This window comes from Pseudomonas sp. XS1P51, assembly GCF_054897845.1.
In genome coordinates, this window is sequence record NZ_CM142707.1 from 2,244,171 (window position 1) to 2,267,850 (window position 23,680).

General features: G+C 60.1%; 21 protein-coding genes and 1 pseudogene. 17 read left to right on the top strand and 5 right to left on the bottom strand.

Annotation, left to right across the window (positions count from 1 at the left end; genetic code table 11):
* The first annotated feature begins 53 nt into the window (after nt 1-53).
* From ACYZUD_RS10245 to ACYZUD_RS10265, 5 genes and pseudogenes are all read left to right on the top strand, one after another.
* Nucleotides 54-1,154 carry an ABC transporter ATP-binding protein gene (locus tag ACYZUD_RS10245; RefSeq protein WP_462023888.1) on the top strand — a complete coding sequence of 367 codons (1,101 nt, stop codon included), beginning with the start codon at nt 54-56 and terminating at the stop codon, nt 1,152-1,154.
* 39 nt (nt 1,155-1,193) lie between these two features.
* A complete protein-coding gene (locus ACYZUD_RS10250; RefSeq protein WP_462023889.1) occupies nt 1,194-2,222 on the top strand; it encodes an ABC transporter substrate-binding protein in 1,029 nt (342 codons plus the stop codon).
* A gap of 82 nt (nt 2,223-2,304) precedes the next feature.
* The gene (locus ACYZUD_RS10255; protein WP_462023890.1) at nt 2,305-3,552 is read left to right on the top strand and encodes an ABC transporter permease; all 1,248 of its coding nucleotides are present in this window, start codon (nt 2,305-2,307) and stop codon (nt 3,550-3,552) included.
* 40 nt (nt 3,553-3,592) lie between these two features.
* On the top strand, nt 3,593-4,378 hold the full coding sequence (locus tag ACYZUD_RS10260; RefSeq protein WP_462025018.1) for an ABC transporter permease: 786 nt from the start codon (nt 3,593-3,595) through the stop codon (nt 4,376-4,378).
* A gap of 562 nt (nt 4,379-4,940) precedes the next feature.
* Nucleotides 4,941-5,711 (top strand): annotated as a pseudogene (locus ACYZUD_RS10265) (alpha-hydroxy acid oxidase); the annotation flags it as partial.
* 52 nt (nt 5,712-5,763) lie between these two features.
* Here ACYZUD_RS10265 and ACYZUD_RS10270 read toward each other — a convergent pair.
* The 5 genes from ACYZUD_RS10270 to ACYZUD_RS10290 form a co-directional block, all read right to left on the bottom strand.
* A complete protein-coding gene (locus ACYZUD_RS10270) occupies nt 5,764-6,510 on the bottom strand; it encodes a class II aldolase and adducin N-terminal domain-containing protein (RefSeq protein ID WP_462023891.1) in 747 nt (248 codons plus the stop codon).
* 58 nt (nt 6,511-6,568) lie between these two features.
* Complete coding sequence (locus ACYZUD_RS10275; RefSeq protein WP_462023892.1) at nt 6,569-7,402, bottom strand: ABC transporter substrate-binding protein; 834 nt, start codon at nt 7,400-7,402, stop codon at nt 6,569-6,571.
* 27 nt (nt 7,403-7,429) lie between these two features.
* Complete coding sequence (locus tag ACYZUD_RS10280) at nt 7,430-8,302, bottom strand: phytanoyl-CoA dioxygenase family protein (RefSeq protein WP_462023893.1); 873 nt, start codon at nt 8,300-8,302, stop codon at nt 7,430-7,432.
* Between the two features lie 35 nt (nt 8,303-8,337).
* Nucleotides 8,338-9,861, bottom strand: a complete 1,524-nt coding sequence (locus tag ACYZUD_RS10285) for an amino acid ABC transporter permease/ATP-binding protein (protein WP_462023894.1) — start codon at nt 9,859-9,861, stop codon at nt 8,338-8,340.
* Between the two features lie 414 nt (nt 9,862-10,275).
* A complete protein-coding gene (locus ACYZUD_RS10290; protein WP_462025019.1) occupies nt 10,276-11,250 on the bottom strand; it encodes a LysR family transcriptional regulator in 975 nt (324 codons plus the stop codon).
* 319 nt (nt 11,251-11,569) lie between these two features.
* Here ACYZUD_RS10290 and ACYZUD_RS10295 point away from each other — a divergent pair, with 319 nt between their 5' ends.
* From ACYZUD_RS10295 to argE, 12 genes are all read left to right on the top strand, one after another.
* Complete coding sequence (locus ACYZUD_RS10295; RefSeq protein WP_462023895.1) at nt 11,570-12,820, top strand: flavin-containing monooxygenase; 1,251 nt, start codon at nt 11,570-11,572, stop codon at nt 12,818-12,820.
* Nucleotides 12,821-13,618: 798 nt separating this feature from the next.
* The gene (locus tag ACYZUD_RS10300; RefSeq protein WP_462023896.1) at nt 13,619-14,044 is read left to right on the top strand and encodes a RidA family protein; all 426 of its coding nucleotides are present in this window, start codon (nt 13,619-13,621) and stop codon (nt 14,042-14,044) included.
* A gap of 28 nt (nt 14,045-14,072) precedes the next feature.
* Nucleotides 14,073-15,251, top strand: coding sequence for an ABC transporter ATP-binding protein (locus ACYZUD_RS10305; protein WP_462023897.1), 1,179 nt, complete (start codon nt 14,073-14,075; stop codon nt 15,249-15,251).
* A gap of 55 nt (nt 15,252-15,306) precedes the next feature.
* Complete coding sequence (locus ACYZUD_RS10310) at nt 15,307-16,311, top strand: NAD(P)H-quinone oxidoreductase (RefSeq protein WP_462023898.1); 1,005 nt, start codon at nt 15,307-15,309, stop codon at nt 16,309-16,311.
* Nucleotides 16,312-16,407: 96 nt separating this feature from the next.
* Nucleotides 16,408-17,022 (top strand): glutathione S-transferase, encoded by a 615-nt coding sequence (locus ACYZUD_RS10315; RefSeq protein WP_462023899.1) that lies wholly within the window; start codon nt 16,408-16,410, stop codon nt 17,020-17,022.
* 16 nt (nt 17,023-17,038) lie between these two features.
* Nucleotides 17,039-17,485: a type II 3-dehydroquinate dehydratase gene (locus ACYZUD_RS10320; protein ID WP_462023900.1), complete on the top strand. Its 447-nt coding sequence runs from the start codon at nt 17,039-17,041 to the stop codon at nt 17,483-17,485.
* Nucleotides 17,482-18,414 (top strand): 2-hydroxyacid dehydrogenase, encoded by a 933-nt coding sequence (locus ACYZUD_RS10325; protein WP_462023901.1) that lies wholly within the window; start codon nt 17,482-17,484, stop codon nt 18,412-18,414. The genes ACYZUD_RS10320 and ACYZUD_RS10325 overlap by 4 nt, the downstream gene beginning before the upstream one ends.
* A gap of 220 nt (nt 18,415-18,634) precedes the next feature.
* Nucleotides 18,635-19,663 (top strand): ABC transporter substrate-binding protein, encoded by a 1,029-nt coding sequence (locus ACYZUD_RS10330; protein WP_462023902.1) that lies wholly within the window; start codon nt 18,635-18,637, stop codon nt 19,661-19,663.
* Between the two features lie 103 nt (nt 19,664-19,766).
* A complete protein-coding gene (locus ACYZUD_RS10335) occupies nt 19,767-20,621 on the top strand; it encodes an ABC transporter permease (protein ID WP_462023903.1) in 855 nt (284 codons plus the stop codon).
* 1 nt (nt 20,622) lies between these two features.
* Complete coding sequence (locus ACYZUD_RS10340; protein ID WP_462023904.1) at nt 20,623-21,441, top strand: ABC transporter permease; 819 nt, start codon at nt 20,623-20,625, stop codon at nt 21,439-21,441.
* A gap of 62 nt (nt 21,442-21,503) precedes the next feature.
* Nucleotides 21,504-22,178, top strand: a complete 675-nt coding sequence (locus ACYZUD_RS10345; protein ID WP_462023905.1) for a DUF1028 domain-containing protein — start codon at nt 21,504-21,506, stop codon at nt 22,176-22,178.
* Nucleotides 22,179-23,327, top strand: a complete 1,149-nt coding sequence (argE, locus tag ACYZUD_RS10350) for an acetylornithine deacetylase (RefSeq protein ID WP_462023906.1) — start codon at nt 22,179-22,181, stop codon at nt 23,325-23,327.
* Nucleotides 23,328-23,680 lie beyond the last annotated feature (353 nt).

Below are 23,680 nucleotides of genomic sequence, written 5' to 3' on the forward strand. Positions count from 1 at the left end.
TAAAAACATGATGCATCATGCTTCAACACAGAAACACATTTGGAGGGTTTGAGATGACAGGTAACAGTGCCAGCGCTTTCGTCCGCTTCAAAGGGGTGGAGAAAAGTTACGACGGTCTGAAGACCGTGGTTAAGCGGTTGGACCTGGACGTCGCGCAGGGCGAATTCCTCACCCTCCTCGGCCCGTCCGGTTCCGGCAAGACCACCAGCTTGATGATGCTGGCCGGGTTCGAAACCCCGACGCAGGGGCAGATCTTTCTTGAAGGCAATGCCATCGAAAGCGTCCCCGCCCATCGTCGCGGCATCGGCATGGTGTTCCAGAACTACGCCCTGTTCCCGCACATGAGCGTCGCCGAAAACATGGCGTTCCCGTTGCAAGTGCGAGGCATGAGGCGCCATGAGATAGAAACCCGGGTCAAGAAAGCCCTGGAGATGGTGCGCCTGGGCGATCTCGCCAAGCGCTTCCCCGCACAACTGTCCGGTGGCCAACAGCAGCGCATAGCCCTCGCCCGCGCGCTGATTTTCGAACCGAAGCTGGTGTTGATGGACGAACCGTTGGGCGCCCTGGACAAACAGTTGCGCGAACAGATGCAGCTGGAAATTCGTCGCCTGCACCGCGACCTCGGCCTGACGGTGGTGTTCGTCACCCATGACCAGGCGGAAGCCCTGACCTTGTCCGACCGCATCGCGATTTTCAACGATGGTGTGATCCAGCAAGTCGACACGCCGCAGGCGCTTTATGAACGCCCAGCCAACTCGTTCGTGGCCACGTTCATGGGCGATACCAACGTCCTGCCCGGTGTGTTGGGCGCATTCAGTATCGACCACTGTCAGGTGCAGCTTGATCAGGGCGAACAGCTGACAGCCCGCACCACCTCGGGTTTGGCCACCGGCAGCCGCACCTCGCTGTCGATTCGTTCCGAACGGGTCACCCTCGATGGCGACGCCAGTTATGACAGTCGCCTGGCCGGTTGCATCGAGGAATGCATCTATCTGGGTGACCACGTGCGCATCCGTCTGAACGTCGCGGGCAACCACGACTTCAACGTCAAAGTGCCCATTGCCCAGATGCAATCTCACTGGCGCGAAGGTCACCGTGTTCCCGTCTGCTGGCACAGCGCGGACGCCTCGGCGCTCGACGCAATGCCTGCTTGATCCCTCCCCTTCATTGTTGATGACCTCAGGATATTTGCCATGCTCAAGCGTCTAGCCGCACTGACTGTTCTGACTGCCTTCGGTGGCCAGGTAAATGCTCAACCGCTGACCGTCGTGTCCTTCGGCGGTCTGAACAAGGAAGCCCAGGATAAAGCCTTCTATCAACCGTTCACGGCGGCTGGCAAAGGTGCCGTACAGGCCGGGGAATACAACGGTGAAATGGCCAAGATCCGCGCCATGGTGGAAACCGGTCAGGTCAGCTGGGATGTGGTTGAGGTCGAAAGCCCCGACTTGATCCGCGGCTGCGCCGAAGGCCTGTTCGAACCTCTGGACTGGAGCTCTCTGGGCGATGCCAGCAAATTCGTCAACGGCGCCGTCAGTGAATGCGGCGCGGGGATTTTCCTCTGGTCGACCAACCTGACGTACAACAGCGTCAAACTCAAATCCGCGCCGAAAGGTTGGGAATCGTACTGGGACACCAAGACCTATCCCGGTAAACGCGGCCTGCGCAAAAGCGCCAAATTCACCCTGGAAATCGCCCTACTGGCCGACGGTGTAAAACCCGCCGAGCTGTATCAGGTATTGGGCACTCCCGAAGGCGTTGACCGCGCATTCAAAAAACTCGACCTGATCAAACCCGATATTCAATGGTGGGAAGCGGGCGCCCAACCCCTGCAATGGCTGGTCGCCGGCGACGTGGTCATGACGTCGGCCTACAACGGCCGCGTGTCCGCCGCGCAGGGTGAGGGCCATGATTTCAAGATGGTGTGGAATCAGAGCCTGTACGACATCGACAGTTGGGCGATCGTCAAAGGCTCGCCGAACAAGGCGATGGGTGAGCAGTTCATTGCCTTTGCCAACCTGCCCCAACACCAGAAAGTCTTCGCGCAAAACATCCCTTACGGCCCGACCAACAAGGACACGCTGCCGCTGATTGACGCCAAAACCCGGGAGCAACTGCCGACGGCACCGGCCAACCTCGAGAACGCCCTGCAAGTGAACACCAACTTCTGGATCGAACACGGCGAAGAACTGGAACAACGTTTCAATGCCTGGGCGGCACGCTGATCGATTGCCCGCACAGACTGCCCGGATCGCGTCGGCACTGACTGCCGACGCGTCCGGGCCGTGTTGACGAAAGGAGACTCCCATGTCCGAAACGCTCGCCCTTCCCTCCGCGCCCTCAGCGGTTCAGACGCAACGTTTGCAGAGGCAATTACAGGCCACCAAACGGGCTTACATTCGACGTTCGATGCTGCTCATCCTGCCTCTGTTGGCCCTCTTGGTCGTGGGTTTTCTGACACCGATCGGGTCGCTCCTGACCAAGAGCGTGGAAAACCCGGAAGTGGCCAACGCCCTGCCCAAGACCCTGGCTTTGCTGGACAACTGGGATGCCCAGACACTACCAGGTGAATCCGTGTTCAGCAGCCTCGGTGACGATTTACGCAGTGCGCGCAGCAATGGTCAGTTGTTCGCCCTCAATCGGCGGCTGGGTTACGAAAACGCCAGTTTGCGCAGCCTCTCGACCGCCGTGTTGGGCCGGTTGCCGGCCGACGGCGTCAATGCTCGTGACGCGCTGATAAAAGGCATGCCGGCGCTGGCCGACATCAAGACCTGGTCGACCCTCAAACATCTCGGCCAACCCTACACCAGTTTCTACTGGCTGGCCGCCTTCGACCTGAAGATGGACGCCGGCCAGATCCGCGCGGTGGCGCCGGATAAAGCTCTGTACCTGGACGTACTGAAACGCTCGCTGACCATCGCCGGGTTGGTCACCGTTCTGTGCGTCCTGCTGGGCTACCCGCTGGCCTACTGGCTCTCGCGGCAACCGGCCCGACGCGCCAACCTGATGCTGATCCTGGTGCTGCTGCCGTTCTGGACGTCGCTGATCGTGCGCACGGCGAGCTGGATTGTTCTGCTGCAATCGGGCGGCCTGATCAACAACACGCTGATCGATCTGGGCATGCTCGACAAGCCGCTGCAATTGGTATTCAACCGCGCCGGCGTGCTGATTTCGATGACCCACATTCTGCTGCCCTTTCTGATCCTGCCGCTGTATGCCGTGATGAAAGGGATCGACTCCCGCTACGAGCGCGCGGCGATTTCACTCGGTGCCCACCCTTTCACTGCGTTTCGGCGGGTCTACCTGCCGCAGACGTATGCCGGCGTCACGGCCGGTGCGTTGCTGGTGTTCATCATGGCCATCGGTTACTACATCACCCCTGCACTGCTGGGTGGCCCGGGGGATCAAATGATCAGCTACTTCGTGGCGTACTACACCAATACCACCATCAACTGGGGCATGGCGACAGCATTGGGCAGTCAATTGCTGATCATCGTGTTGTTGCTTTATTGGGTGTACGCGAAGGTCTCGCGCCCCGCCAACCGAGCCCCATGAGGAGCCTGCCATGAAGCATGTCGAACCGTTCGAGATCCGCCTGCTGCGCCCTTTTTTAAGCGTCTACAGCCTGGCGTTGCTGATGTTTCTGATCATCCCGATCCTGGTCATCATCCCGTTGTCATTCAATGAGGGTTCGTTTCTGAGCTACCCGTTGAGCGGCCTGTCGTTGCGTTGGTATCGCGAGTTTTTCAGCTCCAGCGACTGGATGCCTGCTCTGCTCAACAGCCTGAAAATTGCCCCCGCTGCGACCTTGCTCGCCACTGTGTTCGGCACCCTCGCTTCGGTCGGACTGTCCCGGGGCGAATTTCGCGGCAAGGGGCTGATCATGGCGATCATGATTTCACCGATGGTCGCACCCGTGGTGATCGTAGCGGTCGGGCTGTATTTCTTTTTTGCCAGCTGGGGTTTGCTCAATAGCTATCTCGGTTTGGTCATCGCCCACGCCGTCCTGGGTGTGCCGTTTGTGGTAATCACCGTCAACGCCACGCTTGAAGGTTACGACCGCAGCTTCACCCGGGCGGCCGCCAGCCTCGGCGCAACACCCTGGTACGGTTTCAAGCGCGTGACCTTGCCGCTCATTGCACCAGGTGTCCTGAGCGGCGCATTGTTCGCCTTCGCCACGTCATTCGACGAAGTCGTGGTGACGCTGTTTTTAGCCAGTCCTTCCCAACGCACCCTGCCGATGCAAATGTTTGCGGGTATCAAGGAGAACCTCAATCCAACCATCGCGGCCGCGGCAACCATGATGGTTCTCAGCGCATTACTGTTACTGCTGGCCATGGAAGCGCTGCGACGTCGAAACGAGCGCATTCGGGGCACCTAACACCGAGCCCTGATCGAGAATGCAAATACGACTAGCTGACATAAATTGTCTCAGCTCAATCCTGCACAGTTGTTGAAATCAAGGAGTCTTACCGGTACTTGTAGATCACCATCTCTTTAGCAGGGAACACACCATGCAACCAAGATTTAAGGTGATCGAGACCACTAGATTGGACGATGGCAGTAGGCAATATAGGGTTGTAGATCTTGTGGCGGGAGGCTCAGCAAGCAAGCATGGCGTATACAAAGTCAGGGCTGAGGCAGAGGCCGTTTGCTCAACATTGAACGCCGAGCATCCAAGGGAGCTGGGGGTACTTCACCGCACCGTTTAGCACCAGCTAATCCTGATATGAGAACGCCCAAAACAGGGTACTATTTGGCCACAGTGAATACCTAAAGAGTTGGTATGGATTCTCGTTCTGAGTGGAGGCTATGTAGCCGCTCAAGGTTCATCTGCTGACACTCACTCTCAGCTTCTTTTCTGGTCTGATAGATTGTCTTCAGCCGACGCTTCTCCTCATTGTCATAGCGGTTGAAGCCTATAGGCGCGGACTGACCGCCATCCGTTCTGGTTTCAACTTTACGTGACGCGTGACCGAACCTTCGTCGAGGACCTGATCGAGCGCGCACGTAACGCCAGCTGCTCGGCACTCGTGGTAACCATGGACCTGCAGGTGTTCGGTCAGCGGCACAAGGACAAGAAGAATGGGCTGTCCATCCCGCCCAGACCGACCCTGCGCAACATCGTCAACATGGCAAGCAAACCGCGCTGGTGCCTGAATATGCTGCGCACCCGCAATCGTCAGTTTGGCAATATAGTCGGCCACGCCAAGGGCGTGGACAACATCAGCTCACTGGTCGACTGGACCCGGGATCAGTTCGACCCGCGGTTGTCCTGGCAGGATGTGGCGTGGATCAAGCAACGTTGGGGCGGCAAGCTGATCATCAAGGGCATTCAGGACCCTGAAGACGCCAGGCTGGCGGTTGAATACGGCGCCGATGCGATCATCGTTTCCAACCATGGGGGACGGCAACTGGATGGCGCGGGCTCATCGATTTCGGCGTTACCGGCGATTGTCGCTGCGGTGGGCAATTACGCCAAGGTCCATCTCGATGGCGGTATCCGCTCGGGTCAGGATGTGCTCAAGGCAATCGCGCTGGGCGCACGCGGCACCTACATCGGTCGCGCCATGCTGTATGGGCTGGGAGCCCTTGGCGAAAAAGGCGTGAGCACGGCCCTGGAATTGATCAGGAATGAGCTCGACCTGTCCATGGCATTCTGCGGCAGGACCGACATCCGCGACGTCAATCGCGAAATCCTGCTCCACCGCTGAGTCAGACTCAGCGCCAGCACCTTATGGTGCCGACGCCGGGCTTGTGCAGGGTTCAGTCGAGTAAAGACGGGTCGGCGTCGATCATCAACTGTTTCATTTCTTCGAAGTGCCGACGGGAGAAATCCGAGATCCCTTCCCAACCCTTGGCGGTTTTCTCGGCCACCTCGTCAGACAGCACTCGCAGCGGTTGGCCGGTGGACCAGGCCGTCACCAGAATCTGGCAGGCACGCTCCAGCGTCCAGATGTCATCGAACGCCTCACCGATATTTGGGGCAATGACCATGACCCCGTGGTTACCCATCAGCAGACGACTTTTACCGTCGAGCAATCCGGCCAGGCGCTCACCCTCGGCCTCGGTGTCGGCCATGCCACCGTACATCCCGTCTACCGCCACGCGGTTGAAATAGCGCGCAGTGTTCTGGTCGATCGGTGGTACATGGGGGTTGGCCAGGCAAGCCACGGCCGTGGTGTAGACCGGGTGCAAATGCAGGACCGCACGCGCTTGCGGCAAGCGTTGGTGAATCTGCCCGTGAATGGCCCAGGCGGTCGAATCGACGTCCGGGTGCTCCGCGCTGACGGGATCGTCAGCGTCCAGCAGCAACAGGTCACTGGCGCGAATGCGGGAGAAATGCTTCCACTTGGGATTAATCAGAAACTTTTTGCCATCGGCCGAAACTGCAGCGCTGAAATGGTTAGCCACCGCTTCGTGCATGCCCAGGTGGGCAACGATACGAAAGGTCGCAGCAAGATCGATGCGAGCCTGCTTCTCGATTGCCTGTTCTTCTATTGCTAAGGCCATGAATTTTTCTCCGCAGGGCGTGACCGCACCGGGGTGCGGCACGCGCTATAGGCTCGTATCAGGGTTTAGGCATCAGCGTGGCGATGTCTTCATCGGTGGGTGCCTGGAAGTTGTACTTCTTCATCAGGGCCGCATATTCAGGGGTGACGCGGTATTTGTTCAGCGCATCGACGAGAGCGTTCTTGACCTCGTCGTTGCCTTTCTTCACGCCCCAGCCGTTGAGAACCGGGTAGATCAGGGTGTCGGAAGAAATCACCACACGACCGCCCAGTTTCTCGACCACACCACGGGCCACTGCCGCGTCGGTGATCTGTGCCTCGACAGCATGGGCGAGTATCGCCTGAGTGGTTTGCGGGTCAGTGGCATATTCACTGATCGCGATAGGCTTCAGGCCATTCTTGACGCAGTACTCCTCCGACAGTTTGTTCATCTGCTGCAACCAGGAAGTTGCCGCCATCGAACCGATCTTGTGACCACAGAAGTCTTCCGGGCGCTTGGGTTGAAACTCGCCGCCCTTGAGCGCCAGGATGGATTCGCCGCTCTTCAGATAGGGAATCATGTCGATGACTTTCACCCGTTCAGCGGTGATGTACATCGAAGAGTTGGTGATATCGAAGCGCCCACCCTGCAGACCTGTGATCAGGTTGGGAAAGCGAGTGTCGACGGTTTCTACCTTGCGCCCCATGACCTTGCCGAGACCGTCGAGAAACTCGATGTCAAACCCTGCAGGGCGATTGTTATCCATGTATTCATAAGGGAAGAAAGTGACATCGGAACCGGCAATAATCTTGCCATCCTGCTGGAAAGCCGAGGCTGCCAACGAGCTCATTGCGACCGCTGCGCCAACCAGGCTCAGGGCAATAGGACGAACAATCTTGTGCAACGCTGTCATGGTGTATCCCCGCAAGGTTAAAAGATGTTAGGCAGTGGCTTGGTCTTGCCCGGCTTGTTGCACAAAGAAAGAGGCGCCACGAGGCTTCTGCGGCAAGCGCATCTGATTCGCCGTGCAGCGCACGAGGCCGCTTTCCTGACCGACCACCATCAGGCCGGAGTGCTCGCTGGGCAGAGGGTTTTCGCCGAATGGCTGCGCGTCTTCAGCGGCATAGACGCCGATGAACAGAGTGCGCGGCAGCTCGGTCTCGTTAGGGCTTGAAGCGTGCAACAACCGCGTGTGCATGAAGCACACGGAACCGGCAGGACCGAAACAGGCAACCGGCGCCTGGCAATGTTCTTCGACGACCTGATCATCCACCGCGCCGGTGAAGCGCTGATCATGCCAGTGCGACCACAGCGGGCCTTTGTGACTGCCGGGGATGACATTCAGCGGGCCGTTCTGCGGTGTCACCTCGCTGACCATCAGCAAGGCGGTGACGATGTCATCGTTACTGTGTGGGGTGAACAGAAAGTCCTGGTGCCACTTCACCTGAGTGGCAGTATGCGGCAGTTTGGAATTGACCTTGCTGTGGTGGAAGCGCGTACCGCCACCGCCAATCAATTGCGCAGAAATTTCCGCCATGCGCGACTGCAACGCGACGCGCCGGTAGGCCGGCGAGATCTCGGTAGGCGAACTCACGCGGCGCAATGAGGGATGATCGGCCCGGTGGTCGCCTTCGAGGTCGAAACGCATACGGCCGTCGATGGTTTCGCCCCAGCCCTGCGCGTGACCACGGCTCTCTTCTACCCACTGGTCGAAGTCGTGCTGCAGCGCAGCCACCTCATCTGCCGCCAGGACCCCTTCCACCACCAAAAAACCGTCCCGGTGGAACTGCTCAACCTGCGATTGCTCGATCATGCTCTTTCCTTCTTGAAACTCGAACGATATAGGGGTCACGCCAGCGAAACATCCTTGAGGAAGGCTTCGATGCGTGGGTTGTGACCGCCGCGCAACACCTGGGGTTGGTCATCGCATACCACGCGGCCTTTCTCCATGAAGACAATCCGGTCGGACACCTTGAAAGCGAAATTCATTTCGTGGGTGACGATCACCATGGTGATGCCTTCCTGCGCGAGGGCTTCGATGACCTGCAGCACCTCGTTGACTTTTTCCGGGTCCAGCGCCGAGGTGGGTTCGTCGAACAGCATGATCTGCGGACGCATCATCAAGGCCCGGGCAATCGCCACACGCTGCTGTTGTCCACCCGACAGTTGATGCGGGTACTTCCAGGCGTGGTCGAGCATGCCCACCTTGTGCAACAGCGCGTAGGCCTGTTGCTTGAGCTCTTGCAGACTGCCGAGGCGGTGGTAACGCGGCGCCATCAGCAGATTGTCGAGCACAGTCAGGTGCGGGAACAGATTGAAGCTCTGGAACACCATGCCGATGTTAAGGCGATGTTCTGCTTGCTCCACGTATTGCGGTTTCTGCGCGCCCTGCCTGTTCAGGTGAATGAAGGGTTGGCCGTTGATCTTGATATCGCCGTTATCGAGCTGCTCAAGACCGTTGAGCAAACGAATCAGCGTGGTCTTGCCCGAGCCGGACGGCCCGATGACCGACACCACTTCACCAGGCTGAACCTGCAGGCTGACGGCACCCAGCACCTCGACACCGTTATAGGCCTTGTGCAATCGGGTAGCTTGCAGCGCCGGAACCTGCGGCTCGCTGGTGGCCGCCCGCGGCACGACTGCTCGCTGTTGTGTCGCCAGCGCCAGCACTTCGGCGCTGGGTACTCGGGAGACATTGCGCTGGTTGACGTCCAGAAACTTTTCGAGGCGTTTGAGCAGGAAGTCGAACACCGTGACGATCAGCACGTAATAGAAGGCGACCGCCGCCATCGTTTCCATCACCAGAAAATTCTGCGAGTAGAGCCGTTGACCGACCATGAGAATTTCGGTCAACGAGATGACGGACACCAGAGAACTGAGCTTGACGATCGATATGTATTCGTTGGCCAGCGAGGGTAATGCCACCCTCAGCGCCTGAGGAATGACCACCCGCCATTGGGTGCCGAAAAACTTCAGCCCCAAGGCACGCGCCGCTTCGGCCTGCCCCTTGTGAATCGACAGGAGACCGCCGCGATGAATCTCCGCCACATACGCTGTTTCGCACAGGACCATCGCCAGCAGGCCGGCCCAGAACGGATCGCCGAGCATTACCGAGGTGGCCGGAAATGCCTGCGGGATGTTGTAGACGAAGATCAGCAACACCAGCAGTGGCACGCTGCGAAACAGCCAGATGTAGGCACGTGCCGGTGCGTTCAGCAACGGACGTTTGGACTGCTTGGCCAAGGCCACGAAAAACCCGAGTCCGATGCTAATGACCCAGGTCACGAAGCTCAGCTTGATCACGGTCCATGTCGCTCGCCAGAACTCGGCATCCAGAAGCAAACCAAACATGTAATTCCAGTCGAATGTCATTCGTCGCCGCGCTCTACAAAAAAATCTGAATGTGCAACCGGGCGCCCCACTTGAACGCGGATCACGGCGTACACCGCTGAAACGAGGTTCATGGAGAGAGGTGCTTACGGTCAATTAGGATTAACTGGAGCAGTGCGTAGGCAGAACCGATGCAGCGCCCACGGTTCTTTCCGGTGCCTTTTGCGTGCAGAGCCGGCCGCTACCGAATCGCGCCAAAAAGGCGCCCCCTCATCTCGCTCGCCGGTCGATGCCGTATTTTGGTGCGACCAGCCCGTGTTGGTCCTCGGGCTCGTCTCATGCCTGCAGTCTGAAGTCTCGGCTCCGTTGCTTAAATTCGTTTCTGATTTACAACTGGGGCGAGAAAATCCGAAGCAGCGTGACAGCGATGCATGATCGACCGTGGTGCGAGCGTGATCACTCGCTGACGCCGGTTGCCCGCACGGCATGGGGATCGAAGAAGCTCGGCGCGGCCATCCCGGGGATGTACTGATCGGAAACGAACATGCGGCAACGCTCGATGAACGCAGACACGACGCGAGACAACTGTGCATTGGTGGCCGTGGCATAGCCCAGTTGCAAGGCGTGCAGGCCGCCCGCCAAGCGAATGCGGATCAAGCGTTTGCCGTCCTGGGAAATATTGCCCTTGGGACGCGCGTTAGCAATGGTATAGCCGACGCCGTTGCCCACCATGGCACGCACGGTTTCAAGGTTGCTGGAACGCATGACGATGTTCGGGGTGGTGCCCGCCTGGATGAACAGACTGAGAAAATATTCCCGACTCCAGGGGATATCCAGCAGCACCATCGGATAGGGTTCCAGGTCCTGCAAGCTGATGGCCGGCAGATGTGCCAGTGGATGGTAATCACCCACCATAACGTAGGGCGGTAACTTCGCCAGGGGCTGGAAGTCGATGTCGGCGCTGGTCGCCAGGTCGTAGGTCAGCGCGATATCGATCTCGGCACTGCGCAGCTTTTCCAGCAATTGCTCATGATCGCCTTCGACCTGAGTGATCCGCACGCCTGGAAAGGCGCGACCGAAACCAAACACCAACTCGGGTGTGATCATCGGTGCCAGCGAATGAAGACAGCCAACTCGCAGCGGCCCGCGCACGGTATTCAGCGACTCCGAGGCGATCGTGTAAAGGTTGCTCATCTGCTCCAGGATGAGCTTGGCCTCTTGCATGACCTGCCGCCCCACTGCCGTGAGCGAGATGCCTTGCGCGTGATGCCGAATGAACAACTGAATGCCTAGCTCCGCCTCCACGTGGGTGATCGCCGCCGAGATAGAAGGTGACGACACATGAATGCGTTCCGAGGCCGCGCTGATGCTGCCGGCCTCCCCGGAAGCGACGAAATATTCCAGCTGGCGTTGAGTAATACGACTGAGCATCACGCCCCTCCACATCGGTAACGAGTTGGCGAACAATAACGCCAACCCTTTGAATGACGTCGCTGCACGGTTCATGCCGGACAGCCTCCGCAGGTCCCTGCACGCGACGGGCGCCATCATCCAATTGCGGATGCTCCAGCGGGGTTCGGTTTTTCCTAAGCTCTACGTTCAAAAAGCATAATTCCTATAAAACCTTTGCCTGATCACACTGGCGCCCTGGCTGGATGAAGTCTGCAAGGCTCCTGTGCCTTCTCGACGTGCTGTCGGTGCTTACGCATCGGCGAAACCGATCAAGGTCGATTCTCTTTAGGAAATTCAAATGTCAGTGGAAAAAATCAACACCTTGGTAGTCGGCGCAGGCCAGGCGGGTATCGCGATGAGCGAACATCTTTCACTCATGGATGTGCCACACGCTGTCCTGGAGCGCAGCCGAGTCGCAGAGCGCTGGCGCTCGGAACGCTGGGATTCGCTAGTTGCCAACGGCCCCGCCTGGCACGATCGCTTTCCAGGCATGAAATTCGAAGGCATCTCGCAGGAAGCATTTCCACCGAAAGAGCGCATGGCGGACTACTTCGAAGATTACGCCGCCATGCTCAAGGCGCCGGTTCGCACAGGCGTCGAAGTCCTCAAGGTAGAGCGTCATGTTGGACGCCCCGGCTTCAAGGTCACGACGTCGGACGGTGTCATCGAAGCCTCCAACGTGGTCGCGGCAACGGGCCCTTTCCAGCGGCCGGCCGTGCCGAATATCGTTTCCGAGCAGGTAAGGGTTCAGCAACTTCACTCTTCGGCCTACAAGAATCCGGGCCAATTGGCCGAGGGTGCTGTGCTGGTGGTGGGCGCCGGGGCGTCGGGCTCGCAGATCGCCGAGGAGCTGCAAAAAGCCGGGAAGAAAGTCTATCTCTCGGTGGGTGAGCACTACCGCCCTCCTCGCTCGTACCGTGGCCGCGATTATTGCTGGTGGCTGGGTGCGCTGGGCCTGTGGGACGAAGTCCGCATCACGCCCAAGAAAAAGCACGTGGCCTTCGCCGTCAGCGGCTATGAAGGCGGCAAGACGGTGGATTTCCGCCGTCTCGCGCATCAGGGAATCACACTGGTGGGGCTGACCAAATCCTGCGATGACGGTGTCATGACGTTCGAACCGGGCCTCGCAGTGAACGTGGCTGAGGGTGATCAAGCTTACTTCGATGTGCTGCGTCACGCAGACGCCTACATCGAGCAGAACGGCCTGCCGTTCCCACCGGAGCCTGAAGCGTGGGAGCTGCTGCCTGATCCGGATTGCCTGACCAACCCGGTGCTGAGCCTGGACCTGGAGCAAGCCGGAATTACAACAATTCTCTGGGCAACGGGGTTCAAGTTCGATTTCAGCTGGCTGCAGGTCAATGCCTTCGATGAGAAAGGCGACCCCTTCCACAAGCGCGGGATCTGCGCAGAAGGCGGGATCTATTTCCTGGGGCTGCCTAACCTGGTGAATCGTGCTTCCTCGTTTATCTACGGGGTGTGGCATGACGCGAAGTACATCGCCGATCACATAGTCTTGCAGAATGATTACATGGCTTATGAGCGGTCCTGAGTCAGGATGGCCGATCGCTGAACAGATGGATCACGCAATACCCTGTAGGAGCAATCGGAGGTTACGACGGTCGCGACGCAGTTTGTCTGACACGCTAGAGACTGGGTGAATATCCATTATTTGTGTGTACTGTTGTTATGGTTCCGCCCTTACGGCGGGTCACTTTTGTAAAAGCGACAAAAGTAACCAAAAACGCTTTGCTCCTAGCTTGGCCCTCCTTCGTCGGGTTCCCTCACTCCGACGACGCTCCGTGGGCACTCGCCGAACGGACATCCATGTCCTGACGGCGCTTGCCGGGCATCCATGCCCGGCAGTCCACTCCGCATCGCCTGCGTTCGGCCTGCCCCAAAGTCGCGTTTGGCGGTGTCTGGACAATTACGTTAGAAAAGCGAAAAGCGCATTTGATCGCTACCACGCGGAGCGTGGGAACCCCGACGAAGGGGGGCCGGATACGGGGAGCAAGGCCTTTTGGTTACTTTTTTCTGGGCCAGCATTCCGGGCTTCTGAAAAAAGTGCCCCTCGTAAGGACAGAACCAATACCAGCATCACCAAAATAACGGATATACACCCAATCCCGGGGTGTCAGACAAACCGCATCGCGACCGTCGTAATTTCCGATGACTCCCACGGGGAACTACGTGCCCCGCATAAAAAAGCCCCACATCTCCCAACGCCAGCCCCCCCCCCTATCCCCTCGTCTTCGGTTTTTCCTAACCAGTACCCCGCGCAAATGCTGGTTTCGTCAAATCAGGGTCAATGTGAAGCTTGAACCATTCACTACCCCAAGAGACGCCAGGCATGCCTACCCATACCCGCATCCGCATGTTCAACACCAAGCAGACCTACCCAAACCAGTCGCTGGACAACGACTTGTGCCAAGCCGTGCGCGCTGGCAACACCGTCTATGTGCGCGGACAGATCGGCACCGATTTCGATGGCAACCTTGTCGGCCTCGGCAACCCGCAAGCGCAAGCCGAGCAGGCGATGAAAAACGTCAAGCAGCTGCTGGAAGAGGCAGGCTCCGACCTCTCCCATATTGTCAAGACCACCACCTACATCATCGATCCTCGCTACCGCGAGCCAGTCTACAAGGAGGTCGGCAAATGGCTCAAAGGCGTATTCCCGATCTCCACCGGTCTGGTGATTTCCGGTCTCGGCCAACCTGAGTGGTTGATGGAAATCGACGTGATCGCCGTCATCCCGGATGACTGGACCGCCGCCTGAATTCCTTGCCCTCGCTACCGGAGCCGCCATGGCCACTGCACAGATCAAGACCTTTGAATCCGCGACAGTGACCGTAAATTCTGCGGCTACACCGGGGATCAACATCGCAGTGCAGCTGGACAAGGTGCTTAAGCGCTTTGGCGAGTCGATTGCGCTGCACGAAGTCTCGCTGAAGATTCAGGAGGGTGAGTTCGTCACCCTCCTGGGCCCCTCTGGCTGCGGCAAGACCACGCTGCTCAATCTGATGGCCGGCTTTGCCGACGCCGACAATGGCGAGATTTTCATCGACGGCCAGTTGGTGACCGAAACCCCGCCTTACCAGCGGGAAATAGGCATCGTGTTCCAGAACTACGCTTTGTTCCCGCATATGAGCGTGGCCAAAAACATCGGCTACGGCCTGCGTATGCGCGGTGTCGCCAAAGCCGAAATAGGCGAGCGCGTCGAGCAGGCTCTGGCGCTGGTCAAGCTGCAAGGCTATGGCGATCGTAAACCCCGTGAGCTCTCCGGTGGCCAGCAACAACGCGTTGCACTGGCTCGGGCACTGGTGATCAGGCCAAAAGTGTTGCTGCTGGACGAGCCATTCTCGGCGCTGGACAAGAATCTGCGCCTGTCGATGCAGATTGAGCTCAAGGACATCCAGCGCAAGCTGGGAGTGACCACGGTGTTCGTCACCCATGACCAAAGCGAAGCCTTGAGCATGAGCGACCGTGTGGTGGTCATGTCCGCCGGCCATGTCCGCCAGGTCGGCACGCCGGATGCGATCTATCGCCACCCACGGGACCCGTTCGTGGCCAGCTTCGTTGGCGACGTCAATGTCCTTTCGGGTCGTTACCTGAGCCGCGATGAACTGGCGACCCTGTCGCTGGGCGACAGCGTGCTGCGCCTGCCGGCCGAGCGGGTACATGCAGACGTCGGCGCGCGCGTGGACATTTATGTGCGGCCGGAGAACATCCGCCTGGGCGCACTCGGCCCGACTACGCTGCTGAGCGCCACCGTGGTGACCCATGTGTTTCAGGGGGGCCATGTCGACATCCATCTTGACGTCCCTGCCCTGGGACAGAATCGCCTGTTCGTCCGCCAGTCCGGGCTCGATGCCTTGACCCGCTGGCCCGTAGGTACCGCCGCCGGCCTGAGCTTCGATGAGGAAGGCGTTTGCGCCTTCGCCGCCGACGTCCCGCCCCCTTTATTGAATTCGAGCACTTCATGACCGCGATCCATCACATAACAATCAACATCAGCGCCTGCGCGACAGGGCAGCCATCATGAGCGCGCTCCCTGAAACCATCAGCGCCATCATCGCTCGCGAGCCAGGTGGACCAGAAGTGCTGCAGCGCGTCGAGCGCTCGATGCCGAGCCCCCAGCCCGGCGAATTGCTGATTCGTGTGGCCGCCGCAGGCGTCAACCGTCCAGACCTGATGCAGCGCAGCGGCATGCCGACGCCGCCAGGTGTCACTGACGTGCTCGGCCTTGAGGCGGCGGGCACGGTGGTGGCTGTGGGGAGTGGCGTTGATGACTTCTCCGTTGGCGACCGCGTCATGGCGTTGTTGAACGGCGGCGGTTACGCGCAGTACTGCGTCGCGTTGGCTGCCCATTGCCTGCCAGTCCCGCCCGAGCTGTCGCTGGTGGACGCCGCCGGGGTGCCAGAAGCGGCGTTCACGGTGTGGCATAACCTGTTCGAGCTGGGGCGCCTGCGTGCCGGCGATACCGTGTTGATTCATGGTGCCGCCAGCGGCGTGGGCAGCTTTGCCGTGCAGTGTGCCCACGCCGCTGGCGCTCGGGTGATTGCCACTGCGGGCGGCGCCGAGAAAGTTGCCATGCTCAAAGCGCTGGGTGTCTGGCGTGCGGTTGATCGCCACTGCGAAGACTTCGTCGCAGTGATTGCCGAATGCACCCAGGGGCGCGGTGTCGATGTGGTGCTCGACAATGTCGGAGGCCCTTACGTTTCGCGCAATCTGGAGGCCATGGCCGCCGGCGGGCGCCACGTCAGCCTGTCGTTCCTGCAAGGCGCGAAGATCGAGCTGGACCTGCAACTGCTGATGCGCAAAAGCCTGAGTCTGACGTCTTCCACGCTGCGACCCAAAAGTGTCGGGGAGAAGACGCGTCTGGCGGCGTGCATTCGCGAAAACCTCATGCCTTGGTTGGCATCAGGCCAGGTGCGGCCGCTGATCCACACCCGCTTGCCGCTTGATCAGGCCGCCGAGGCGCACCGCCTGCTGGAGAGCAATGCCAATCTCGGCAAGGTGCTGCTGATCGCCGGAGCACCGTAGCGCGGCGCTTGGCTACACCAGAAAAGCGCCGCCGAAACCTCAGCACCGCCAGCCCAAACTACGACCCAGAGTCACGCCAGAGTAAGGAAAGCGTCGATGTTCAAATTGTATTACGCCACGACCTCCCCCTACGTGCGCAAGGTCATGGTCACCGCCCACTACCTGGGACTGGCCGAGCAGATCGAGAAACTCGATTCGGCAGCCCACCCGATCAAACGCGACGAGCGCATCGCCGCTTTCAATCCGCTGGCCAAGGTGCCAGCGATGCAAACCGCCGACGGCCTGGCGCTGTATGACAGCCGGGTGATCTGCGAATACCTCGACGCCCATGCCGGCGGCTCGCTGTTCCCGCGCGAGGGCCAGCAACGGTGGATCAGTCTGGCACGCCAGGCCTTGGGCGATGGCCTGCTGGACGCGGCCATGCTGGCGCGTTACGAAACCGTTGCGCGGCCAGCCGAGAAGCAATGGGACGGCTGGCTCGACGGACAACTGACCAAGATCCGCGCCGTGCTCGCAGACATCGAACGTCAGGCCCCGCATTACAGCAACGTCCCCAATGACATCGGACTGATCGCTATCGGCTGCGGCCTTGGTTACCTGGACTTCCGCTTTGCCGAGTTCGGCTGGCGCAACGGCCACCCTGCCACCGCCGACTGGTTTGCCGCATTCGACCAGCACCCCGCCATGGTCGCGACCCGCCCCTTTGAATAACACCCTGGAGTCAGTCATGCCCCGTACCGTGTTTTTTCTCAACGGCCCCAACGCCAACCTTTACGGGCTGGACAAAAACGGCACCTACGGCAGCAAAAGCTTCGCCAGCATCGAGGCCCGCTGTCAGCGCCATGCCGCCGAGCTGGGGCTGCAACTGGAGTTTCGCCAGAGCAACCACGAAGGCGTGCTGGTGGACTGGATTCAGGAAGCGCGTCTGCATGCCGACGCGGTCATCATCAATGCCGCTGGCCTGACCTACAGCTCGGTGCCCATTCTCGATGCGCTGCTTGCCTTCGACGGCCCGATCATCGAAGCCCACATGAGCAATATCTGGAAGCGCGAGAGTTTCCGTCATCACTCTTACGTATCCAAGGCCGCCACCGGCGTCATTGCAGGTCTTGGCGCGCTGGGTTATCGGCTGGCGCTGACGGCCGTAGCGGATCTGTTGGAGGCAAAGCCATGACATCGACTTTGGTGTTCTATAGCCAGCACGACAGTTTCGAGGAGTGGCACACGCTGCTCGCACCGTTGTTGCCGGACGTGCGCATCTGCCAGGAGCAGGACGTCGAGGATCCGGACAGCGTGCACTATGCGCTGGCGTGGAAATCGCCGCAGGGCTTTTTCGCGCGCTATCGGCATCTTCAACTGCTGGTGAATCTGGGTGCCGGTGTCGATTCGCTGGTGGGTCGCGACGACTTGCCTGCGGTGCCCATTACGCGGATCTCCGACCCTGACATGGACCGCATGATGGCCAGCTACGTGCTGTTCGCGGTGCTTCGTTATCCCCGTGATATCCCGGCCTTAGAACGCGCCCAGCGCGAACGGCGCTGGCACTATCTGCACCCGCGCCTGCCTTCCAGCGTGCGGGTCGGTGTGCTGGGGTTGGGTGAACTGGGTGCGTATGCGGCGCTGGAACTGACGCGCCAGGGCTTCGACGTGCGCGGCCGGTCACGCTCGGAAAAACAGTTGGAAAACGTCGCCTGCGTGAACGGGATGGACAGCCTGGACGGTTTTCTCGCCAGCAGCGACATTCTCGTGGTGATGCTGCCACTGACCCCGCAGACCCACGGATTACTGAACGCCGAACGCCTGGCGCTGCTGCCCAGGGGCAGTTGCTTTATCAACGTGTCCCGAGGCGCGGTGGTCGATCAGCAGGCACTCACGGCTGCGCTGACCAGTGGTCAGATCGGTGAGGCGACGCTGGACGTCTTCGACCGCGAACCGCTGCCCCCGGAGGATCCACTCTGGGCGCTCGACAACGTGCTGATCACTCCGCACCTGGCCTCCGTCGCCATCCCGACCACGGCGGCGGCGCAAGTGGCCGACAACATCCAGCGCCTGGCGCGCGGTGAGCCGGTACTGCATCGAGTGGATCCGGCCCGAGGTTATTGAAGCGGGGGAAACGAGACGGTGACTGCGTCGGAAATTCCGATGCACAAGTACAGCAAACGCTGTTTTACCGCATCGGTTGCGCCACTCCATGATGGGTCATGGCTGATCGCTTCTCGGTAATGCCCAGGCCTGCCGGAACCCTGACGTGTGGGGGCTCAGTCAATGTGCGTTGTCCGCCCTGCGATTGTCCTTTTTCAGAATCAGCCAGAAGGAATAGAACATGCTGCGTAACGTCATTGCCTTGACCCTATTGAGCGCGAGCCTGCTGGCCGCCGCGAATGCCAGCGCCGCTGACAAGCTGGTCATCAGCACCTGGGGCGGCAGCTTCAAGGACCTGATCGACGAAGCCATCGGCAAGGAATTCACCAGGGAAACCGGCGTCGAGGTCAAGTACGTTACCGGCGGCACCATCGACCGACTCAACAAAGCCAAGCTGGCCGGCACCGCCGAGTCCGACCTGACCTTCACCACGTCTCATGTGGGCTGGCTGTACACCCACGACAACCTGTTCGAAACCCTGGACATGAGCAAGATTCCCAACGCTGCCAATCTGGTTCACCAGGCCAGACTCAGCTCGGCGCACATTGGGGTGTGGGGCGATGTCTACACCATTGGCTACCGTCCTGATCTGGCGCCCAAGGGCGAGACCTTCGACAGTTGGGAAGACCTCTGGAAACCCGAGCTCAAGGGCACCTTGGCCCTCCCGGACTGGGACCCGAGCCATATCATCACGGTCTCGGCCAAGCTTTCCGGCAGCGACGCCGAGCATTGGGAAAAGGGTGAGGACAAGCTCAAGGCGCTGATTCCCAACATCAAGTCGTTCTACACCAGCGATGCCAACAGCCAGCAGCTGATTGCCACGGGCGAGACGCCGGTGCAGGTGATGCTGTCCATGAACGCCTACCACATGATGGAAGAAGGCGTGAATATCAAACTCGCCATTCCCAAAGAAGGCGCCGTGCTGGGCGTCGATTCGATGGGTATCAACAAGGGCAGCAAGCATGCCGACCTGGCCCATAAGTTCATGAACATCGCCTTGTCGCCGGAGGTGCAAGCCGCTATCGCCAGGATCAACCGTGGCAGCCCGGTGGTGACCAACGCCCATGTCGATCCGGAAATCGCCAGGCTGCCGGGGATGCTGACCACCGCCGCCCAATGGGACGCTACCCTGAACATCGACCCTGAACTGCGCGCCGAGAAATCCGCGGAATGGCGCAAGTGGCTCTCGGAAAACATCATGGCGCACTAAACCCTGCTGCAAGCGCTGCGGCGAGCGCGTCCGGCGCGCCGCCGCAGGCTGATTGTCTTACTCCAGCGGCCAGCTTTCAGGACCGCTCGCCCGGGAAACACCCATGACTCGAAGACCCGCGTTTGTCCTGTGGTTGGTGCTGCCCTCGGCGCTGACCGCCATCGGACTGACCATCGCGATGCTTACCGTGCTGCAATACAGCGTACGCGCCTACATGCCTGGTTCGCTGAACGTTGGCGGCGTCACCCTCGACAACTTCCAGGACTTGTTCAAGCCCCTTTATGCCCAGGCGTTCTTCAACACCGTGTCACTGAGTTTCAAGACCGCCCTGTTCGGTCTGCTGCTCAGCTATCCACTGGCCTACGCGCTGGTCCGCACGCGCACCGGCTGGCTGAAGTCGAGCATCCTGATCATCGCCATCACCCCGCTGTTTCTCGGCGAAGTGGTGCGCACTTATTCATGGATCATTGTGTTGGGCAACAGCGGCTTTCTCAACAGCCTGCTGCTGGCCATGGGCGTGATCGACACTCCGCTGCAATTGATGTTCACCCAGACCGGCGTGGTGCTGGCGCTGGTCCACGTGACGATGCCGATCATGGTGCTGATGCTGGCCACCGGGCTTTCGCACATCGATCCGGCCTACGAAAAAGCTGCAACCAGTCTGGGTGCCGGGCCGATCCGTGCGTTCCTCACCGTGACCCTGCCGCTGTCGTTGCCGGGCATCGTCGCCATCCTCACGACGGCTTTCGCGTGGACTTTCAGCGCCTTCGCCACCCCGCAGCTGATCGGTGGTGGCAAGGTCAGCACCGTCGCCACACTGGTCTATCAACTGGGCTTTTCGTCGCTGAACTTCCCGTTTGCCGCTGCACTGAGCGTCGCCGGCCTGGTGCTGACGATCCTGCTGCTGACGGCGCTCAAGCGCATGACCCGCTCCCTGCAAAGCGTCGGAGGCCATTGAGATGACTCGTTCCAATCGCGACAAATGGCTCGGCCATGCAGGTCGCCTGCTGGTGGGGTTGATTCTGCTGTTCGTACTGCTGCCCACGATCGTGGTGATCATCTCCTCGTTCAGCGGCACCTCGGTGTTGTTTTTCCCGCCCAAGGGATGGTCGCTGCGCTGGTTCGAACGGGCGCTCGCCTACGACGATTTTCGTAAGGGCTTTTATGCCGGGCTCATCGTCACGGCCTGGGCCTCGAGCCTGGCAGTGGTGATCGGCACGACCCTGGCCATCGCGATTCACCGCTATGACTTTCGCTGCAAGCGCGTGCTCGAAGGTGTGCTGCTGTCGCCGCTGTTCATCCCGCACTTCACCATCGGCCTGGGACTGCTGATGCTGGTGGCGCAACTCAATCTGGGGCGTGGCTATGCGCTGGTGATCTTCTGCCACATCGTGCTGGTGCTGCCCTTCGTGCTGCGCAGCCTGTACGTGTCGCTGCATAATCTTGAGCAGCGTATCGAGCTGGCGGCCGCAAGCCTTGGGGCGTCGCCCTTGCGCGTGGTATGGACCATCACCGTGCCGTTGATGATTCCGGGGCTGTTTGGCGGCTGGCTGTTTGCGGCCATTCTCTCGTTCAACGAGTTCACCGCCTCACTGTTCGTCACCACTCAGGCGACCCAGACCTTACCCGTCGCCATGTATAACTACGTGCGCGAATTTGCCGACCCGACCCTGGCCGCGCTGTCGGTGATGTACATTGCCGCCACCGGGACCTTGTTGACGCTGGCCAATCGTTTTCTGGGATTGGGACGCGTGCTGAACGTTGAAGGCGCGCGCTGAGCGCTGCCCGAATATCGCCCGCTATGCTGGCGCCGAACACGTATAGAACAGGATCAAATACCATGACGTTTTCAATCGTTGGCCGTTGCGCCGAAACCGGTCAGTTGGGCATCGCCATCAGCTCGTCGAGCATTGCAGTGGGTGCGCGTTGCCCGTGGTTGCGTCCCGGCGTGGGCGCCGTCTCGACGCAGAACATCACCCTGCCTGCGCTGGGCAACCATGTGCTGGATCAGTTGGTTCTGGGACTGTCCCCCGAGCAAGCGATTGCAACGGTGCCGGCGCACGACGCCTACAGCCGGTTCCGGCAAGTGACAGTCATTGATCACCAGGGCAACACAGCGATCTTCAACGGCACCGAAACCCTGGGCTGCGTTCATTCGGTCGCTGGCGAGCAATGCGTCGGCGCAGGCAACATGCTGGCTGACACCACCGTCATCGATGCCCTGGTCAACGCTTTCGAAACGACGGAGGGACAACTGGCTGATCGTCTGATTGCCGCCATGCAGGCGGCGCTGGCTGCCGGTGGCGAGGCAGGTCCCGTGCATTCGGCCGCCTTGAAGGTGGTAGGCGACCTGAGCTGGCCGATTGTCGACCTGCGCGTCGATTGGGCTGAAGAAGACCCGATCGGCACGCTTGCACAGTTGTGGGCCGACTACCGCCCGCAGATGCAGGACTACATCACACGCGCCCTGGACCCGACCAAGGCACCGAGCTACGGCGTGCCGGGAGATGAATGAATGAACAGCAAGGCGCTACTCGCTGCACTGATCGGTTTCGACACCACCAGCCGCGAGTCCAATCTGCAACTGATCGAATTCGTGCGCGATTACCTCGCCCGGCATCAGGTGCCCTGCGAACTGATCTTCAATGAGGAACGCAGCAAGGCCAACCTTTTCGCGACCCTCGGCGTGGATGATCGTCCGGGTGTGGTGCTGTCTGGCCATACCGATGTGGTGCCGGTCGATGGTCAACCGTGGACGGTGCCGCCGTTCGAACTGAGCGAAAAGGACGGCAAGCTCTACGGCCGCGGCACCGCTGACATGAAGGGCTACATCGCCTGCGTGCTGGCCGCCGTACCGGGTCTGCTGGCCCAGCCGCTGCGCATGCCGGTGCATATCGCCTTGTCCTACGATGAAGAAGTCGGGTGCCTGGGGGTACGCAGCCTGCTCGCCGAGCTTGAACAGCGTCCGATCAAGCCGACGTTGTGCATCATCGGTGAGCCCACGGAACTCAAACCAGTGCTGGGCCACAAGGGCAAACTCGCCATGCGCTGCGATGTGCACGGTGCCGCCTGTCATTCCGCGTATGCTCCGCAGGGGGTGAACGCCATCGAATACGCGGCTGACCTGATTGGCGAACTGGGCCGCATCGGTTCACGACTGCGCGCCGAGCATCTGCAGGACTCACGCTTCGATCCGCCCTTCTCCACCGTGCAGACCGGCCTGATTGGAGGCGGCAAGGCCCTGAACATCGTACCCGCCGATTGCCGCTTCGACTTCGAAATACGCACCCTGCCCGATCAGGATGCCCACCACGTCGCTCAGCAGTTGCAGCAGTACGCGCAACAGCAGGTGGTGCCAAAAATGCAGGCGGTCAACGCCGGAAGTGGCATTCGTTTCTCCGAGCTGTCGTCCTATCCCGGACTGGCGACCGATGCCCATAGCGACGCGGCGAAGCTGATCGCCCAGTGCTGTGGTTCCAGCGAATTCACCACAGTGGCCTTCGGAACCGAGGGCGGGCTGTTCGACGCCATCGGCATCCCGACCGTGGTGTGTGGACCGGGGAGCATGGACCAGGGTCACAAACCTGACGAGTTCGTCAGCGTCGAACAGCTTGAAGCCTGTGATCGCATGTTTGAGCGCCTGACACTGGCGCTGCGCGGGTAAATCCCTACTTGAGGGAACTCCTTCAGAGCCTCGCCGCGATCTTCATCGTTCCACGCTCCGCGCCCCTGTGACGAGGAGCGTCATGCAAGGCATTCCCACGCGGAGCGTGGGAACGAGCAAACGAAATGTCGCCGCAAATCTGCTTCTGCCCGAAGGTCGCAGGAGTCCGGCTTGCCGACGATGGGCTGCGCAGCGGCTCTAAAGCCAAACGCCTCGGTACATCAGACACACCGCACGCTCAGGTCTTGCTGCCGCTTCGCGCCAGATCGCGAGCAAGCTGCGCTCCTACGGGCTCCGCCCAGAATCAAAAGCTTCGCGGGCAAGCCTCGCTCCAACAAAGGCCTGCGGCCAGA

Coding starts and splice junctions, on each gene's coding strand:
- ACYZUD_RS10245 (WP_462023888.1), top strand. CDS start 54: ATGACAGGTAACAGTGCCAGCGCTTTCGTCCGCTTCAAAGGGGTGGAG.
- ACYZUD_RS10250 (WP_462023889.1), top strand. CDS start 1,194: ATGCTCAAGCGTCTAGCCGCACTGACTGTTCTGACTGCCTTCGGTGGC.
- ACYZUD_RS10255 (WP_462023890.1), top strand. CDS start 2,305: ATGTCCGAAACGCTCGCCCTTCCCTCCGCGCCCTCAGCGGTTCAGACG.
- ACYZUD_RS10270 (WP_462023891.1), bottom strand. CDS start 6,510: ATGGCCTTAGCAATAGAAGAACAGGCAATCGAGAAGCAGGCTCGCATC.
- ACYZUD_RS10275 (WP_462023892.1), bottom strand. CDS start 7,402: ATGACAGCGTTGCACAAGATTGTTCGTCCTATTGCCCTGAGCCTGGTT.
- ACYZUD_RS10280 (WP_462023893.1), bottom strand. CDS start 8,302: ATGATCGAGCAATCGCAGGTTGAGCAGTTCCACCGGGACGGTTTTTTG.
- ACYZUD_RS10285 (WP_462023894.1), bottom strand. CDS start 9,861: ATGACATTCGACTGGAATTACATGTTTGGTTTGCTTCTGGATGCCGAG.
- ACYZUD_RS10290 (WP_462025019.1), bottom strand. CDS start 11,250: ATGCTCAGTCGTATTACTCAACGCCAGCTGGAATATTTCGTCGCTTCC.
- ACYZUD_RS10295 (WP_462023895.1), top strand. CDS start 11,570: ATGTCAGTGGAAAAAATCAACACCTTGGTAGTCGGCGCAGGCCAGGCG.
- ACYZUD_RS10300 (WP_462023896.1), top strand. CDS start 13,619: ATGCCTACCCATACCCGCATCCGCATGTTCAACACCAAGCAGACCTAC.
- ACYZUD_RS10305 (WP_462023897.1), top strand. CDS start 14,073: ATGGCCACTGCACAGATCAAGACCTTTGAATCCGCGACAGTGACCGTA.
- ACYZUD_RS10310 (WP_462023898.1), top strand. CDS start 15,307: ATGAGCGCGCTCCCTGAAACCATCAGCGCCATCATCGCTCGCGAGCCA.
- ACYZUD_RS10315 (WP_462023899.1), top strand. CDS start 16,408: ATGTTCAAATTGTATTACGCCACGACCTCCCCCTACGTGCGCAAGGTC.
- ACYZUD_RS10320 (WP_462023900.1), top strand. CDS start 17,039: ATGCCCCGTACCGTGTTTTTTCTCAACGGCCCCAACGCCAACCTTTAC.
- ACYZUD_RS10325 (WP_462023901.1), top strand. CDS start 17,482: ATGACATCGACTTTGGTGTTCTATAGCCAGCACGACAGTTTCGAGGAG.
- ACYZUD_RS10330 (WP_462023902.1), top strand. CDS start 18,635: ATGCTGCGTAACGTCATTGCCTTGACCCTATTGAGCGCGAGCCTGCTG.
- ACYZUD_RS10335 (WP_462023903.1), top strand. CDS start 19,767: ATGACTCGAAGACCCGCGTTTGTCCTGTGGTTGGTGCTGCCCTCGGCG.
- ACYZUD_RS10340 (WP_462023904.1), top strand. CDS start 20,623: ATGACTCGTTCCAATCGCGACAAATGGCTCGGCCATGCAGGTCGCCTG.
- ACYZUD_RS10345 (WP_462023905.1), top strand. CDS start 21,504: ATGACGTTTTCAATCGTTGGCCGTTGCGCCGAAACCGGTCAGTTGGGC.
- argE (WP_462023906.1), top strand. CDS start 22,179: ATGAACAGCAAGGCGCTACTCGCTGCACTGATCGGTTTCGACACCACC.